Annotated in this window: 13 protein-coding genes; 3 read left to right on the top strand and 10 right to left on the bottom strand. The window is 72.9% G+C overall.

Annotated elements, in window-relative coordinates; all coding sequences use genetic code 11:
• The first annotated feature begins 125 nt into the window (after positions 1–125).
• The gene (locus tag SNOUR_RS19650) at positions 126–1,226 is read left to right on the top strand and encodes an Lrp/AsnC family transcriptional regulator (RefSeq protein ID WP_067348926.1); all 1,101 of its coding nucleotides are present in this window, start codon (positions 126–128) and stop codon (positions 1,224–1,226) included.
• Positions 1,223–1,978: a rhomboid-like protein gene (locus SNOUR_RS19645; RefSeq protein WP_067348923.1), complete on the top strand. Its 756-nt coding sequence runs from the start codon at positions 1,223–1,225 to the stop codon at positions 1,976–1,978. Before SNOUR_RS19650 ends, SNOUR_RS19645 begins: the two co-directional genes overlap by 4 nt.
• Here the strand turns inward: SNOUR_RS19645 and SNOUR_RS19640 are convergent.
• The 9 genes from SNOUR_RS19640 to SNOUR_RS19600 all read right to left on the bottom strand — a co-directional run bounded on the left by SNOUR_RS19640 (position 1,969) and on the right by SNOUR_RS19600 (position 12,259).
• Entirely contained in the window at positions 1,969–2,793 is an 825-nt protein-coding gene (locus tag SNOUR_RS19640; RefSeq protein WP_067348921.1) for an HAD family hydrolase, read from the bottom strand. The genes SNOUR_RS19645 and SNOUR_RS19640 overlap by 10 nt on opposite strands.
• The gene (serS, locus tag SNOUR_RS19635; protein WP_039634559.1) at positions 2,790–4,079 is read right to left on the bottom strand and encodes a serine--tRNA ligase; all 1,290 of its coding nucleotides are present in this window, start codon (positions 4,077–4,079) and stop codon (positions 2,790–2,792) included. The genes SNOUR_RS19640 and serS overlap by 4 nt, the downstream gene beginning before the upstream one ends.
• Positions 4,080–4,759: 680 nt before the next feature.
• Positions 4,760–5,686, bottom strand: a complete 927-nt coding sequence (gene pheA / locus SNOUR_RS19630) for a prephenate dehydratase (protein ID WP_067348919.1) — start codon at positions 5,684–5,686, stop codon at positions 4,760–4,762.
• A 125-nt stretch (positions 5,687–5,811) separates the two neighbouring features.
• Positions 5,812–7,107, bottom strand: coding sequence for an iron uptake transporter deferrochelatase/peroxidase subunit (gene efeB / locus SNOUR_RS19625; RefSeq protein ID WP_312632816.1), 1,296 nt, complete (start codon positions 7,105–7,107; stop codon positions 5,812–5,814).
• The gene (locus tag SNOUR_RS19620) at positions 7,107–9,086 is read right to left on the bottom strand and encodes a copper resistance CopC/CopD family protein (RefSeq protein WP_067348916.1); all 1,980 of its coding nucleotides are present in this window, start codon (positions 9,084–9,086) and stop codon (positions 7,107–7,109) included. Before SNOUR_RS19620 ends, efeB begins: the two co-directional genes overlap by 1 nt.
• Before the next feature lie 97 nt (positions 9,087–9,183).
• Positions 9,184–9,663 (bottom strand): copper chaperone PCu(A)C, encoded by a 480-nt coding sequence (locus SNOUR_RS19615; RefSeq protein WP_067348914.1) that lies wholly within the window; start codon positions 9,661–9,663, stop codon positions 9,184–9,186.
• Positions 9,660–10,313 carry an SCO family protein gene (locus tag SNOUR_RS19610; protein ID WP_067348911.1) on the bottom strand — a complete coding sequence of 218 codons (654 nt, stop codon included), beginning with the start codon at positions 10,311–10,313 and terminating at the stop codon, positions 9,660–9,662. Before SNOUR_RS19610 ends, SNOUR_RS19615 begins: the two co-directional genes overlap by 4 nt.
• 162 nt (positions 10,314–10,475) lie before the next feature.
• Positions 10,476–11,282 carry a YcnI family copper-binding membrane protein gene (locus tag SNOUR_RS19605; RefSeq protein ID WP_174717881.1) on the bottom strand — a complete coding sequence of 269 codons (807 nt, stop codon included), beginning with the start codon at positions 11,280–11,282 and terminating at the stop codon, positions 10,476–10,478.
• 134 nt (positions 11,283–11,416) lie between these two features.
• A complete protein-coding gene (locus tag SNOUR_RS19600; protein ID WP_067348910.1) occupies positions 11,417–12,259 on the bottom strand; it encodes a hypothetical protein in 843 nt (280 codons plus the stop codon).
• A 270-nt stretch (positions 12,260–12,529) separates the two neighbouring features.
• Between SNOUR_RS19600 and SNOUR_RS19595 the strand changes: the two genes are divergently transcribed.
• A complete protein-coding gene (locus SNOUR_RS19595) occupies positions 12,530–13,012 on the top strand; it encodes an ATP-binding protein (RefSeq protein ID WP_067348907.1) in 483 nt (160 codons plus the stop codon).
• A gap of 88 nt (positions 13,013–13,100) precedes the next feature.
• Here SNOUR_RS19595 and SNOUR_RS19590 read toward each other — a convergent pair whose 3' ends face one another.
• On the bottom strand, positions 13,101–14,420 hold the full coding sequence (locus SNOUR_RS19590; RefSeq protein WP_312632813.1) for a TFIIB-type zinc ribbon-containing protein: 1,320 nt from the start codon (positions 14,418–14,420) through the stop codon (positions 13,101–13,103).
• Positions 14,421–14,435 lie beyond the last annotated feature (15 nt).

Genomic DNA, 14,435 nt, shown 5'->3' with positions numbered 1-14,435 from the left:
GTGGTGCTCCGGTGTGGGGTCCGGGCAGGGCGCCCGGCCGACGGCCCACTCTGCGTCGCACCCCGCCCGTTCCCCCAGTCACGGCGCTCCCGGCGGCGGATTCCGACACGGGTTAGCCTCCAACGGTGAAAACCGACGGAACCACGGGCCGGCCCGCGCTCTTCGACGAATTCGACCGGCGGCTGATCCACGCCCTGCAGACCGACGGCCGGGCCCCCTTCAGCCGGATCGCCGCGGTCCTCGGCGTCTCCGACCAGACGGTGGCCCGCCGCTACACCCGGCACCGCGGCTCCGGCGCGTTCCGGGTGCTGGGACTGGCCGAGCCGCGGGCGCTGGGCGAGGTGGAGTGGCTGGTGCGGGTGCAGTGCGCGCCGGACGCCGCGCTGCCGGTCGCCGAGGCGCTGGCCCGCCGCCCGGACACCTCCTGGGTCAGCCTGATGTCCGGCGGCACCGAGATCGCCGCGGTCTGCCGCTCGGGGAGCAGCGAGCACAGCGACGCGCTGCTGCTCCAGAAGCTGCCGCGCACCCCGAGCGTGGTCGGGGTGGCCGCGCACTGCCTGCTGCACGAGTTCTACGGCGGCCCGCAGAGCATGGTCAGCAAGTCCGGCGCGCTGACCGCCGAGGAGACCGCCCGGCTGAGCCCGCCTCCGCCCCGGCGGCCGTCCCCCAAGCCCTCAACTCCTCCCCCAAGCTCTCAGCTGCGTTCGAGCAGGGGGGACCCCCATTCGCAGGGGGCACCCCCACTCCCGGTGGTGCTCTCCGACGCCGACCGGCGGCTGTTCGAGGCGCTAGGCCGGGACGGCCGGGCCCCGCTCGACGAACTCGCCGCGGTCACCGGCTGGTCGCCCACCACCGTCCGCCGCCGGCTGGCGGCGCTGCGCGCGGACGGCGTGCTGTATTACGACGTCGACTACGATCTGCGGCTGTTCGGGTACGGGGTGATGGTGGCGCTGTGGCTGTCCGTCGAGCCGGCCGAACTCGCCGCCACCGGCGAGGCGTTGGCCACGCACCCGGAGGTCGCCTTCGCCGGCGCCACCACCGGGCCGAACAACCTCTTCGCGTCCGTCCTGTGCCGGGACACCAGCGCGCTCTACACCTATCTGACGACCCGGGTCGCGGCGCTGCCGGGCGTGCGGACGATGGAGAGCTCGCCCCGTATCCGGCACCTCAAGGGGCCGGGCCCGTATCTCGCGTTCTCCCCCGCCGCTCCGAGGAGCCGCCGATGAAACCACCGTCGCCCCGGGCCCTGGCCGGCCGGGCGAGGACCTGGGTGTGGGACTGGGTCCGGTCCACGCCCGGCACCCACATCTGGCTGCTGATCATCGGCATCACCAGCCTGGTGATCGCCTCGGCCTCCGAGGGGCTGGAGCAGTTCCTGCTGCACCGCAACAGCAGCAACATCCACGAGCTGAACGAGCATCCGCTGACCTCGCTGCTGATCAGCGGTTTCTGGATCGAGAAGCCGGGGTCGTTCCTGCTCTACGCGGCGATGTTCGAGCTGGTGCACGCCAACGTCGAGCGGTGGATGGGGAGTTGGCGCTGGTTGCTGACGGTCGGCGCGGCGCACGTCGCGGCCACCCTGGCCAGCCAGGAACTGGTGCTGCTCGCCATCGAGGGCCACCGGCTGCCGCGCTCGATGACCCACGTCGTGGACATCGGCGTCTCCTACGGACTGGCCGCCGCGGCCGGGGTGCTGACCTACCGGCTGCCGCCGCCGTGGCGCTACGGCTACCTCGTCGGCGTGCTGGTCTTCTTCGGGGTGCCGCTGGTGACCGGCGCGACCTTCACGGACTTCGGGCACGCCATAGCGCTGTCGATGGGGTTCGCGTGCTGGCCGCTGACCCCGGCGGCGCGCGTCGAGGGGTGGGAGCAGGACGCCGGTCCCCGCACCGACGGCGCCGCGGGCGGAGTCGAGAGCCCGGGGGAGGGCGGCGGTGCCGACTATCCGGGGCCGCCGCCCGGGGGGCCTCAGGAGTAGAGCCGCTCCAGCACCACCGCGACGCCGTCGTCCTCGTTGGAGGCGGTGATCTCGTCGGCGACGGCCTTGAGCTCGTCGTGGGCGCCCGCCATCGCCACGCCGTGCGCGGCCCAGGCGAACATCGGGACGTCGTTGGGCATGTCGCCGAACGCCAGGGTCTCCTTGGCGGTGATGCCCAGCCGGCGGGCGGCCAGCGACAGCCCGGTGGCCTTGGTCAGGCCCAGCGGCAGCAGTTCGACGACGCGGGGCCCGGCGACCATGACGCCGACCAGGTCCCCGGCGACCTGGCGGGCGGCCCGCGCCAGCGCGTCGTCGTCCAGCGTCGGGTGCTGTATGTAGACCTTGTTGAGCGGGGCGGACCACAGCTCGCCCGGGTCGTCGATCGGGACGTTGGGCAGCGGGCCCTCCTGGACCTGGTAGCCCGGGCCGACCAGCACCTCGCCGGCCAGGCCGTCCCGGCTCGCCGCCAGGTGGAGCGGCCCGACCTCGGCCTCGATCTTGGACAGCGCGAGGCCGGCCAGCTGGCGGTCGAGCGTCACCGACGTCAACAGCCGCCGCTCGCCGGCGTGGTAGACCTGCGCGCCCTGCCCGCACACCGCCAGGCCCTGGTAGTCGAGGGCGTCGAGGATGTGCCGGGTCCAGGGCACCGCCCGGCCGGTGACGACGATGTGCGCCGCGCCCGCCGCGGTGGCCACGGCGAGCGCCCGGCGGGTGCGCTCGGAGACGGACTCGTCGTGACGCAGCAGCGTCCCGTCGAGGTCCGTCGCGATGAGCTTGTACGGCAGCGGCGAACCCGCCGGGGTGGGGGAACTCACTTGGCGACGGGCTCCAGCACCTCACGGCCGCCCAGGTACGGGCGGAGCGCCTGGGGGACGTGGACCGAGCCGTCCGGCCGCTGGTGGTTCTCGAAGATCGCCACGATGGTGCGCGGGACGGCGCAGAGCGTGCCGTTCAGCGTCGCCAGCGGCTTGACCTTCGGCTTGCCGTCGACGGTCTCGCGCATCCGGACCGAGAGCCGGCGCGCCTGGAACTCGTTGCAGTTGGACGCCGAGGTCAGCTCGCGGTACTTGCCCTGGGTCGGGATCCACGCCTCGCAGTCGAACTTGCGGGAGGCGGAGGCGCCCAGGTCACCGGTGGCGACGTCGATCACCTGGAACGGCAGCTCCAGGCTGGTCAGCCACTGCTTCTCCCAGTCCAGCAGCCGCCGGTGCTCCGCCTCGGCGTCCTCCGGCGCGACGTAGGAGAACATCTCCACCTTGTCGAACTGGTGAACCCGGAAGATGCCCCGGGTGTCCTTGCCGTAGGTGCCGGCCTCGCGGCGGAAGCACGGCGAGAACCCGGCGTAGCGCAGCGGCAGTTGCTCGGCGTCGACGATCTCGTCCATGTGGTACGCGGCGAGCGGGACCTCGGAGGTGCCGACCAGATAGAAGTCGTCGCGCTCCAGGTGGTAGACGTTCTCGGCGGCCTGGCCGAGGAAGCCGGTGCCCTCCATGGCGCGCGGGCGCACCAGGGCGGGGGTCAGCATCGGCGTGAAGCCGGCCTCGGTGGCCTGCGCGATCGCGGCGTTGACCAGCGCGAGCTCCAGCAGGGCGCCGACGCCGGTGAGGTAGTAGAAGCGCGAGCCGGAGACCTTGGCGCCGCGCTCGACGTCGATGGCGCCGAGCAGCTCGCCGATCTCCAGGTGGTCCTTGGGCGCGAAGCCCTCGGCGGCGAAGTCGCGGACGGTGCCGTGCGTCTCCAGGACCGTGAAGTCCTCCTCGCCGCCCACGGGGACGTCGGGGTGGACGAGGTTGCCGAGCTTGAGCAGCAGTGCCTGGGTCTCGTCGTTGGCCTCGTCCTGCGCGGCGTCGGCGGCCTTGACGGCGGCGGCCAGCTCGCCGGCCTTCTTCAGCAGCTCGGCCTTCTCGTCGCCGCTGGCCTTGGGGATGAGCTTGCCGAGCGCCTTCTGCTCGGAGCGCAGCTCGTCGAAGCGGACGCCGGACGACCTGCGCCGCTCGTCGGCGGAGAGGAGTGCGTCGACGAGCGCGACGTCCTCTCCACGGGCGCGCTGGGAGGCGCGCACACGGTCGGGGTCCTCACGAAGCAGGCGAAGGTCAATCACCCCACCAGGCTACCGGGGACGGCAGCCGGCACTCGACGTGATATTCACGGGCGCACCCATTTGCCCGTTTTGGGGTTATTTATTCCATTGCGGGGAATCGCGTTTTCCGACCCGTCGGAACTCTTTCCAGGCGGCCGTCGTGACGCATAGTGAGGCCCTGCGGATTTCCTCGCCCAAGGTGTGAAAGGGGGCATTCGTGGCGATGGATTCCCGGCGGCCGGGGGTGCGCCCACGGGGTCATACCCAGGTTGTCCCCCGGGTTGTCCACAGGGGGAGGGGGTTGGGGATTCTTATCCACAGGCTGTGCGTGAGATCTGTGGAAGCCGGAATTGATCATTCTGTGCCCGAAATGGTCACCTATGGATTCTCGGCCCAAACCTTGTTCACGCACTCTTTCGTGTGGGATTACCTCGCCCTAAAGGATTGATTGCTGGAATTGTGCTGACGAGGTCCGGGGCGATCCCCTGTGTGGGACTGTGGACGGGTGTGGGGTCACTAGAGGGATATGTCGACTCTGTCCGACTCGCATGTCGACTTACCCACAGGTCGAGAAGCGAGCCTGTGGATAACTTTGTGGACAACCGGAGCGGCCGTCGGACGGCGCCGCGGACCGGTCCTTCCGGCCCCGCTGAAGGCGCAGGTCACAGCCTGTAACCCGCAGGGAGCGGGCGGTGGTGTGCTCAGCCCCGCCCGTCCAGGCAGCGGGCCAGCCAGTCCGAGGCGTCGGTGAACGCCGCGTCGGTCACCTGCGGCCGCACGTTCGCGCTCACCTCGTCCGCCCGCGGATACGAGCCGAGGAACCGCACATCGCGGCAGACCCGCTTGAGGCCCATCAGCACCTCGCCCACCCGGCGATCGGTGACATGGCCCTCGCAGTCCACCGAGAAGCAGTAGCGGCCGATGCCCTCGCCCGTCGGCCGGGACTCGATCCGCATCATGTTGACCCCGCGGACCGCGTACTCCTGGAGCAGCTCCAGCAGCGCACCGGGGTGGTCGGCGGCCAGCCACAGCACCACCGAGGTCTTGTCCGCGCCGGTGGGCGCGGCGGGCCGGGCCGGGCGGCCGACCAGGACGAAGCGGGTGGCGGCGTTCTGCGCGTCGTGGATGTCGGTGACCAGCGGGGCGAGGCCGTATGTCGTCGCCGCGAACTCACCGGCGAAGGCGCCGTCGTAGCGGCCCTCCTGGACCAGCCGGGCACCGTCGGCGTTGGAGGCCGCCGACTCCCAGACCGCGTCCGGGAGTTGGGTGGCCAGCCACTTGCGGACCTGGGGCTGGGCGACCGGGTGCCCGGTCACCGTCTTCACGTCGGTCAGCTCCGTGCCAGGGCGCACCAGGAGCGCGAAGGCGATCGGCAGCAGCACCTCGCGGTAGATCATCAGCGGTTCGCCGGAGGCCAGTTCGTCGAGGGTGGTGGTCACCCCGCCCTCGACGGAGTTCTCGATCGGCACCAGCGCCGCCGCGGCCTCGCCGGCCCGCACCGCGTCCAGCGCGGCCGGCACCGACACCATCGGCACCAGCTCCCGGGTCGCCGCCTCGGGGAGGGTGCGCAGCGCGGCCTCGGTGAAGGTGCCCGCGGGACCGAGATAGGTGTAGCGACTGGCCGACATGCTGTGGACTCCCTCGCGCGCCTGCGGGAGTGCCCCGCCGTCTTCCGCCCTGCCCCTGCCACGATACCGAGCGGCCCGGGGGCGGGCGGACGCGTTCCGAAGAGTGGTCCCCCGCCCGGGCCGGGTCAGCCCTCCAACAGCGGCTGGGCCACGTAGTCGCCGGACGACGGGGCCGGTGGCACCGCGTACAGGCCGCTGGCCTCGTGCCGCAGGAACGGCGAGAGCGCGTCGCCGCGGTCCAGCTTCCGCTGGATCTGGGTGAACGCGCGCAGCGGGTCGGCCTGCCAGCAGACGAAGAGCAGCCCGGCGTCCGGGGCGCCGTCCTCGCGGAAGCCGTCGTGGTAGGAGAACGGGCGGCGCAGCATCGCCGCGCCCTGGTTGGCCTCGGGGGCGGCGATCCGGGCGTGCGCGTTGGCGGGGATCACCGGGAGCCCGTCGGGGCCGGTGGCGTCGAGGTTCATCGGGGTGGTCTCGGTGCCGCCGGTCAGCGGGGCGCCGTTGTCCTTGCGCCGTCCTATCACCCGCTCCTGCTGGGTGCGGGAACGCTTCTCCCAGTCGTCCAGCAGCATCCGGATCCGGCGCACCACCGCGTACGAGCCGCCGCGCATCCACTCCTGCGCGGTGTCCGCGCCGACGAAGATCCGCCGGTCGAAGTCCGGGTCGGACGGCTTGGGGTTGTTGGTGCCGTCGACCTGGCCCATCAGGTTGCGGGCGGTCATCGGGTGCGCGGTGGCGCCCGGGGTGCGGTTGAAGCCGTTCATCTGCCAGCGCAGCCGGGCGGCCCCCGCCGTCTCCTTCTGGAGCGTGCGCAGCGCGTGGAAGGCGACCAGCGCGTCGTCGGCGCCGATCTGGACCCACAGGTCGCCTTCGCCGCGGTGGGGGTCGAGGGCGTCGGCGGAGAAGGTGGGCAGCGGGTCGAGCTGGACCGGGCGGCGCGCGGTCAGGCCGGTCCGGTCGAAGAAGCTGCGGCCCAGGCCGAAGGTGACGGTCAGCGAGGACGGGCCGGCGTCCAGTGCCACGCCGGTGTCGGCGTCCGGGGCGCGCCCGGCCATCAGCTTCTCGGCCGTCCGCGACCAGCGGCGCAGCAGCGCGGCGGCCTCCTTGCGGCCGGCGCCGGGCACCAGATCGAAGGCGACGAGGTGGCCGCTGGCCTGCAACGGCGTGGTGATGCCCGCCTGGTGCTTGGCGCCCGCCGCCCGGAACGGGACCTCGGTCGTCCCGATCGCGCTCAGCGCCTGAGGGGCGTCGGCCTGCGCGGCCGAGGCGCCGAGCGCGCCGCCGGCCCCGCCGACGACCAGCCCGGCCGCGCCGGCCGCGCCGACGGTCCCCAGGAGGCGGCGGCGGGAGAGTTCCAGGGTGGCGCCGCCCTCGGCGGGGGGCCCGTCCGTCGCCGCGTCCGTGATGTCCTGCTGCTTGCTCATCAGTTGATTGTCACGTTCCTGGTCTCGGTCACCTGGTCGATGTCGGAGGTCCGCACGAGCAGTGAGAGCTGCCACTGCCCCGGGACGGGGAGCTGGACGCCGCTCGCGGCCCAGTGGCCGGTCCCGCTGTGGTGCAGCGCGACCGGGAGCGGCCCCAGCTTCTTGGCGTCGAGTGTGAAGGAGACCTTCACCTCGGGGACGTCCCGGGTCTTCCCCGAGGGGTCGGAGATCCGCAGTCGCAGCTCGTTGCCGCCGCCGCTGTGTCCGGGGTCGAGGTCGATCCGGGCGCTGCCCTTGCCGCCCGGGCCGCCGGTGTCGAACGGGACGGTCAGCACCCGCGGCTGGTTGGCGTCGGGGGACTGACCGGCCGTGGCGACCTTCACGGCCTCCTCGGTGCGGGCCGGTTCGGTGGTGGTCAGGGCGGTGGTGACCACGAGCAGCACCACCGCGATCGCGGCCTCGGTCAGCACGGACTGCCGCAAGCTCCGTCGCACCGGGTCGGCGTCCCGGGCCCGCTTCTTGCGGGCGGTGGCCAACGCGGCCTGCTGGCGGGCGAGTTGGGCGGCCCGGTCCGGGTCGGCGGGGGCGGTCGGGGCGCCGGGGCGGGCCGAGTCGGCCTCGGCCTCGGCGTCCGCTCCGGCGGCGGGGACGGCGGCGGGGACGGCCACGGCGGCGGCGGTGTCGGTGGTGGCGGTGGCCGCCAGCCGGTTCGTCCACCGCCGTGACAGCCCCGCGACGGCCACCATGACCACGACCAGGCCCACCTTGACCAGCAGCAGCTGCCCGTAGGAGGTGTCGGTCAGCGCGCGCCAGGAGCCGACCTGGCGCCAGGACTGGTAGGTGCCGGTGGCGACCAGCACCAGGACGGAGCCGAAGGCGATCCGGGAGAAGCGGCGGACGGCGGTCCGCTCGATCGGCGGGCCCCCGTAGAGGGACACCAGCAGGGCCGCCAGCCCGCCGAGCCAGGCGGCGACCGCGAGCAGGTGCAGGACGTCGACGGGCATGGCGACGGCGGGCTGCAACCCGGTCGAGGCGTGCTCGGCGATCGCCCAGGTGGTGGCGAGCCCGGCGGCGAGGGCCACCCCGCCGACGGCGAGGCCGAGCGTGAGGTCCCTGCGCTGCTTGCCCGCGCCCGTCGTGTCGTCGCCGTCCGGCCCGTCGCCGTCCGGCCCGTCGTCCTCCGGCCGGTGGGCCCGGGCGTACGCCCCGAAGAGCACCGCCACGAACAGCGCCGCGGCGGCGAGCAGCAGCAGACGGGCGAGCAGCGCGGCCCCCGGCTTGGACAGCACCACCTGCTGGAGCCCGCCGAGGTCGAAGACGTCGGCGAGCTTCCCGGAGCCGGTGTACGGGGTGCGCAGCAGCAGCATCGCCAGCGTGGCGCCGGTCAGCAGCGCCCAGCCGTGGACCACCAGCCGCTGCACCGACCGCACCCGGGCGCCGTCCGGCCGGCACGCCAGCACGAACGCCGCGCCGCCGGCCAACAGCACGAACCCGGCGTAGGCGAGGTAGCGGGCGATCTCGTAGAGGGCGCCCACCAGGCCGCCGCCGACCTGCTGCTGCGGGACGGCGGCGGCGGTCTTGGACGGCGCCCCGATGGAGAACGTGAAGGCACCGGACACCGGGTGGCTGTCCGCCGAGACGGCCTGCCAGGCGACGGTGTACGTCCCGTCGGCGAGCCCCGGCGGCAGCCCCGCCCCGTATTTGACGACGCTGCCGCTGCACAGGTCGCGCAGCTTGCCGCGGTCCACCCGCCTGCCCTGCGGGTCCAGGACGCGCAGCGAGTCGTCGCCCATCGCCACGCCCTCGGAGAAGGTGAGCGCGACCTGCTCGGGGGCGTGTGCCACCACCGAGCCCGGCGCGGGATCGCTGCCGGTCAGTGCGGCGTGGGCGGCGGCCGGTGCGATGCCCGCGGCCAACACGCCGCACAGCACCGCCAGGACGACCAGCAGCCGCCGTGGCCGGAAGCCGGTGAGGGCCATGATGCTCGCTCCCCTTCCCGTTGCCATGAGGTGTCCGTTCCTTCACCGGGCCCGCTCGGGGGCCCGTCGCGTCATGTCGTCGGTGCTGCCGCGGCCGTCACTTCCCCGGCCGGTAGTCGGCGGGCTTCACCGGGACCTCGACCTTGACCGGGTCGGCGGTGGCGAAGTGCAGTTCGACGGTGACCTTCTGGCCCGCGGTGGGCTTGTGGGTCAGGCCCATGAACATCACGTGGTTGCCGCCGGCGCTGAGCGTGAGCTCCCCGTTGGCGGGCACCGGCAGGGAGTCGACCTGCTCCATCTTGTTGCCGGTGGTCTTGTGGATGGTGATGTCCTTGGACAGGTCGCTGGTGACCGAGGTCAGCTTGTCGGCCGTGGAGCCGGTGTTCTTGACCACGAAGTAGGCGCCGGCCATCTGCGCCGTGATCGGCTGCGGCATGTAGGCGCCGCTGACCGAGAGCTGGGGCTTGCCGTCCGCGCCGCCGCAGCCCGTGAGGGCGAGGCCGGCGGTGAGGGCGAGCGCGGCGCCGACGGCTATTCGGCGGCTGACGGGGGCGAGGGGGGTGGTGCGGCGGTTCACGGGTTCTGTCCCTTGATGATCTTCGGAAGTGCGGCGGTGTAGTTGTCGGAGGTGGCCTCCTGCATCCCCATCCAGTGGATCTTGTCGTCCTTGGGGGAGCTCAGCAGGACCTGGGCGCCGTGGGTGGAGACCACGTCGCCGTTCTTCTTCTTGACCGGGGCCTCGATGCCGATGTTCACGCCCCGGGCGGCCTGCTGGATCTTGTTGAACGGGCCGGTGAGCCCGATGAAGTCCTTGTTGATGCCGCCGAGCCACTTCTTGAGCTGGGCCGGCGTGTCGCGCTCGGGGTCGGAGGTCACGAAGACCACCCGCAGGTCGTCGCGTTCGGCCTGCGGCAACTGCTTCACGGCCACCGCGATGTTGGCCATCGTCGTCGGGCAGACGTCCGGGCAGTTGGTGTAGCCGAAGTAGATCAGGGTCGGGTGGCCCTTGGTCTTCTCCAGCAGGTCGTAGGACTTGCCGTCGGTGTCGGTCAGGGTGAGGTCCGGCTTCTCCGACGGGCTGTCGAGGGTGACGATCGGCTTGGCCGCCGTCCCGCCGGAGACCTCGGCGACGGCCTTGTCGCCGTCGCCGCTGCCGCAGGCGGTCAGGGTGAGGCCGAGGGCGGTCGCCGCCCCCAGGGCGGACAGCAGCAGTTTTCTTCTACGCATGACGGATGTGTACCGGTCTTTCCATGGCTCGGGGCCGGTGGGGTCGGGGTGTTCTGGCGGCCCGACGCCCGTGGGCGGCGTGCGTCGGGAGGGTCGTGCCGAAGGGTGCCGGACCGGTGCGTGGGGTGCGCCGGTCCGGCCGCGCCCGGCGGCGGGGGCGGATCAGGCGTTGCGGCGCCGGCCGGCGAGCACGCCGACGGCGACGCCGACGATGCCGACGACGATCCCGCCGACGGCCAGCACCCGCGCGGTGGTGTCGCTGGTGGCCGCCGCGGTGTCCGTGCTGCCGTCCTTGGCGCCGTTCTTGCCGTTCTTGCCGTCGGCCGGGCCCTGGCCGGTGCCCTGGGCGTCGGCCGAGACGAGCTTGAGCACCGGGGCCGGGCTCTCCGGCTCCGGGCCGCCCTCCTTGGCCGGCTCGATCCAGCGCACGACTTCCTTGTCGTCGTACGTCTGGAGGGCCTTGAAGACCAGCTGGTCGGTGTCGCTGGGCAGCTGGCCCACGGAGAGCGGGAACTGCTGGAACTGGCCGGGCTCGATGCCCTTGCCGTCCGCGGTCCAGGTGATCTTCGAGGGCGCCTCGTTGATCTTCTCGCCCTCCATCTCCAGGGGCTTGGCGAGCTTGGACTTGGTGACGTCCACCTTCCAACCGGGCACCGGCTGCGGCATGACGGACGCCAGCGGGTGGTCGGTCGGCAGGGAGACCTCGACCTTCACGGTCGAGGCGTTGTCGCGCTCGTTGGGCACCTTGATGTTGACGGTGGCGTAGCCGCCCTTGGGGGCGGTGCCCGGCTGCACGGTGACGTGCGCGAAGGCCGGGCCGGCCAGCAGCAGCACGCTGCCGGCGGCGATCCCGCCGACGACGGGGAGCCGGCGGACCAGCCGACGGGCCGCGCCCGACGACGGCGCGACGGACACGGCGGAGGATGACGCTCCGCCCGAAATCTCTGACATACCGGACTTATTGGTCATGGGGAAACGCTCCACTGGGAGAGGAGGGGGACGACTGCGGGTGACGGTGTGGCCCGGCCCGACCCCGGCGCACGCTGCCGCCGCGCGCCGCCGTCCGTCCCCCGTTCGACTCCGGGAGCGTGCTGCGCGTGGCGTCAGACCGCGATGGCCAGGCGGCCGAGACGGCCGGCCACCGGCGGGCCGCGCCGTATGACGCTGTGCCGGAGCGCCGGACCCTGCGGACCGGGCCCGTCCTCCTGCGCCGAGCGGGCGCGCCGCCCCTCCTCCTGCGCCGCGCCGAGGGCCGCGAGCAGCACCCGGACCAGCGCGAGCGACCGGCGCACCGCGCCGACCAGCGCCCGCGCCGCGACCTCGTGCGCCGCCGGCGCGGACAGCCGCACCAGCCGCCACAGGGCGGCCTCGCCGCGCCGCAGCAGCCAGCCCAGGCCCAGCGCGGCCAGCAGGTGCCCGAGCAGCATGGGCACCGACGGTGCCAGGCAGTGCGACATCATCGGGACGCCGGCATCGCTCATCGCGTGCCCGCCGGCCCCTCCGGTCAGCCCGGCGTTGCCGGCCAGGTCCATCCCGCCGGGGCCGATCAGCCGCCGCGCCGTGCCGCCGTCGAGCCGGACGCCGTCCAGCCCGCACGTCAGGTGCCGGGCCAGCGCCACCGCCGCCTCGTCGGAGAGACCGGACGTCCGCCCGGACAGCACCGGCATCGGGTGCTGACCCATGGCGAAGAGCGCGTGCAGCGCGAGTTGGCCGACCGCCAGTCCGGCCGCGATACCGGGCAGCGAGCGCTCCCGGCCGGCCAGTGGGGCCGCCACCGCGAACACCGCGACCGCGGCGAGCCCGAGCGTCCACAGCGGCACCGTCGCCCACGACGCGGCCATGTGTCCGGCCGCGGACAGCGTGACGCAGACCGCGGTGAACACCGCGGCCCGGAGCAGCCGCAGATCGGCGGCTGCTCGCGCTGTGGGGACGGAGGGGGCAGTCATGGCGGGCGCCATCATCCCACTGCCCCTGTTCGCCGCGTACGGCAGGGTTTCACCCGGCTACGGCGCGACGGGCTCACGGGGGCGCCCGCCAGGGGCGTTCGGAGTCCCGGACCGGGCGCGCGGAGGCGCATACCCGGTACCACGCCTACACCTGTGCGCTCACTTTTCGCATCCGCCGAATGAGCGGCATCACGTCCCGGAGATGCTTACCGACCTTGCGGCCCGGCAATAGGTATCGGTATGTCGAGCCGCGGCCAGGAGGCAGGAGCGATGAGCATCTGGTGGTCCCTCCATCTGCGGCGTGAGGCCGCGAGTGTGCCGCTCGCCCGGCGCCTGCTGCTGGGGGCGATGGAGACCGCCGGCGTCGACCCGGACATCTGCTACGACCTCTCGGTCGCCCTCTCCGAAGCCTGTGCCAACGCCGTCGAGCACGGCGGCGACGCCACCGACGACTACCGCGTCACCGCCTACATCGACGGCGACACCTGTCGCATCGAGGTCACCGACTCCGGCCCCGGCTTCCGCCGCCCCGCCCCGCCGCATACCGCCGCGGACCGCGCGCTGCCGCCGGTCTCCGTCCCCGCCCCCGCGCAGGCCCCCGGCGACGCCGAGGACGGCCGGGGGCTTTTTCTGATCGAGGCGCTCACCGACCACGTCCAGTACCGCAACCGCACCGGCCGGGCCGGCGCGGTGGTCAGCTTCGACAAGATCCTCAAGTGGCGCGAGGGGGCGGCGCTGCCGCTGGCGTCGTAGGCCGGGAGTTCCCGTCTGCCTCCCGAGGGCGGCCGTGCCGGCCGCGCTCCCTTCGGGGCACGGCCGGCGGGTCGGACGGGGCGTCCCGTCAGTGGTGGTGCCTGCCCAGGACGAGGGCGAGCGTCGCCACCACCGCCACGATGAGGATGAAGAAGGCGATCTTCCAGGGGCTGTAGGGGCGGTCGCCGGTCACCTCGCCGGTCTCGGCGTTGACCATGACCTGCCACTGCTTGCCGTTGTAGACGTACGAGGCGAACCACACCGGGAGCAGCAGGAGCTTGTACGTCACCGACCCGTAGTTGGTGTCGACCGAGTGCACCCGCTGGCGGTCGCCGCCGATGTCCCGCTTGCAGTCCTCCTCGATCACCTTGGACATCTTGTCCTGGGCGGTCTGGAAGCCCGACTCCGGCTCGATGTCGTACCGCAGGGTCCGGAAGCCGGCCAGGTACTCCTCCTGGTACGCCACCGCCTGCTTCAGCGGCCAGGGCTCCAGGGCGGTGAGCTTGTCGGACGGGAGGTGTCCGACACCGGGGACGAGGATGTCGTCGAAGAACCGCTGGACCGTGCCGTTGACGCGGTACCAGCGGACCTTGGTCTCCTTGTCGTCCCCGCTCCCGACCGTGTACTCCTCGCCGCGTTCGCCGTGGTAGGCGGACGCGGTCGCGGCGTCGTACGTCCAGTGCGGCACATACGTCCCGTGCAGGGTCTCCGCCGAGCTCACCGTCTTGAGGTTGTTCGGCGCGAACCAGCGCGAGCGGGCCCACTTGCGCAGGTTGTCGTGCACGTCCCGCTTGTTCACCCGGAACGGCACCAGGCCCTCGGGGACGATCCGGTCGGTGGCGGCCGAGGCGACCAGGGGCGTGGCGCAGAACTGGCAGCGGCCGGAGAGCGCGGTGGTCTCGTTGGTCGCGCCGCAGCCGGGGCACTTCAGGACGTGCCCGCCGGCCGCCATCGGCTTGGGAGCCAGCGTCGCCAGCTCCTCCCAGGCGTGCTCCCGCACCTCGCGGTTGACGGGGGCGATGGGCTGCTCGAAGCCGCAGTTCGGGCAGCGCAGCGCGTTCTTGCCGGGGGCGTACTCGGCGGTGGAACCACAGCTCGGGCAGGCGTAGGACTGCGGCTGCTGCTGCTCGGACTGCTGCGGGGGCTGTTGCTGCGCCGGCGGCTGTGGGGGCTGCGACTGCTGTGGCTGCGGCGGCTGTTGGTACTGCTGGGGCTGCTGCGGCGGGTACTGCTGCGCCGGCTGCTGGTACGGCTGTTGCGGCTGCTGCGGATAGGGCTGCTGCGGCGCCTGCTGCGGGTACGGCTGCTGCTGGTAGGGCGGTTGCGGTGCCTGCTGGGGGTAGGGCTGTTGCGGGTAGGGCTGCTGAGGTGGGTAGGGCTGCTGCGGCTGGTACGGCTGGTAGCTCATGGGGTCACGGCCTCC

Source organism: Streptomyces noursei ATCC 11455, assembly GCF_001704275.1.
In the GTDB taxonomy this organism is placed as follows: domain Bacteria; phylum Actinomycetota; class Actinomycetes; order Streptomycetales; family Streptomycetaceae; genus Streptomyces; species Streptomyces noursei.
This window is presented reverse-complemented; position numbering and strand designations above follow the sequence as displayed.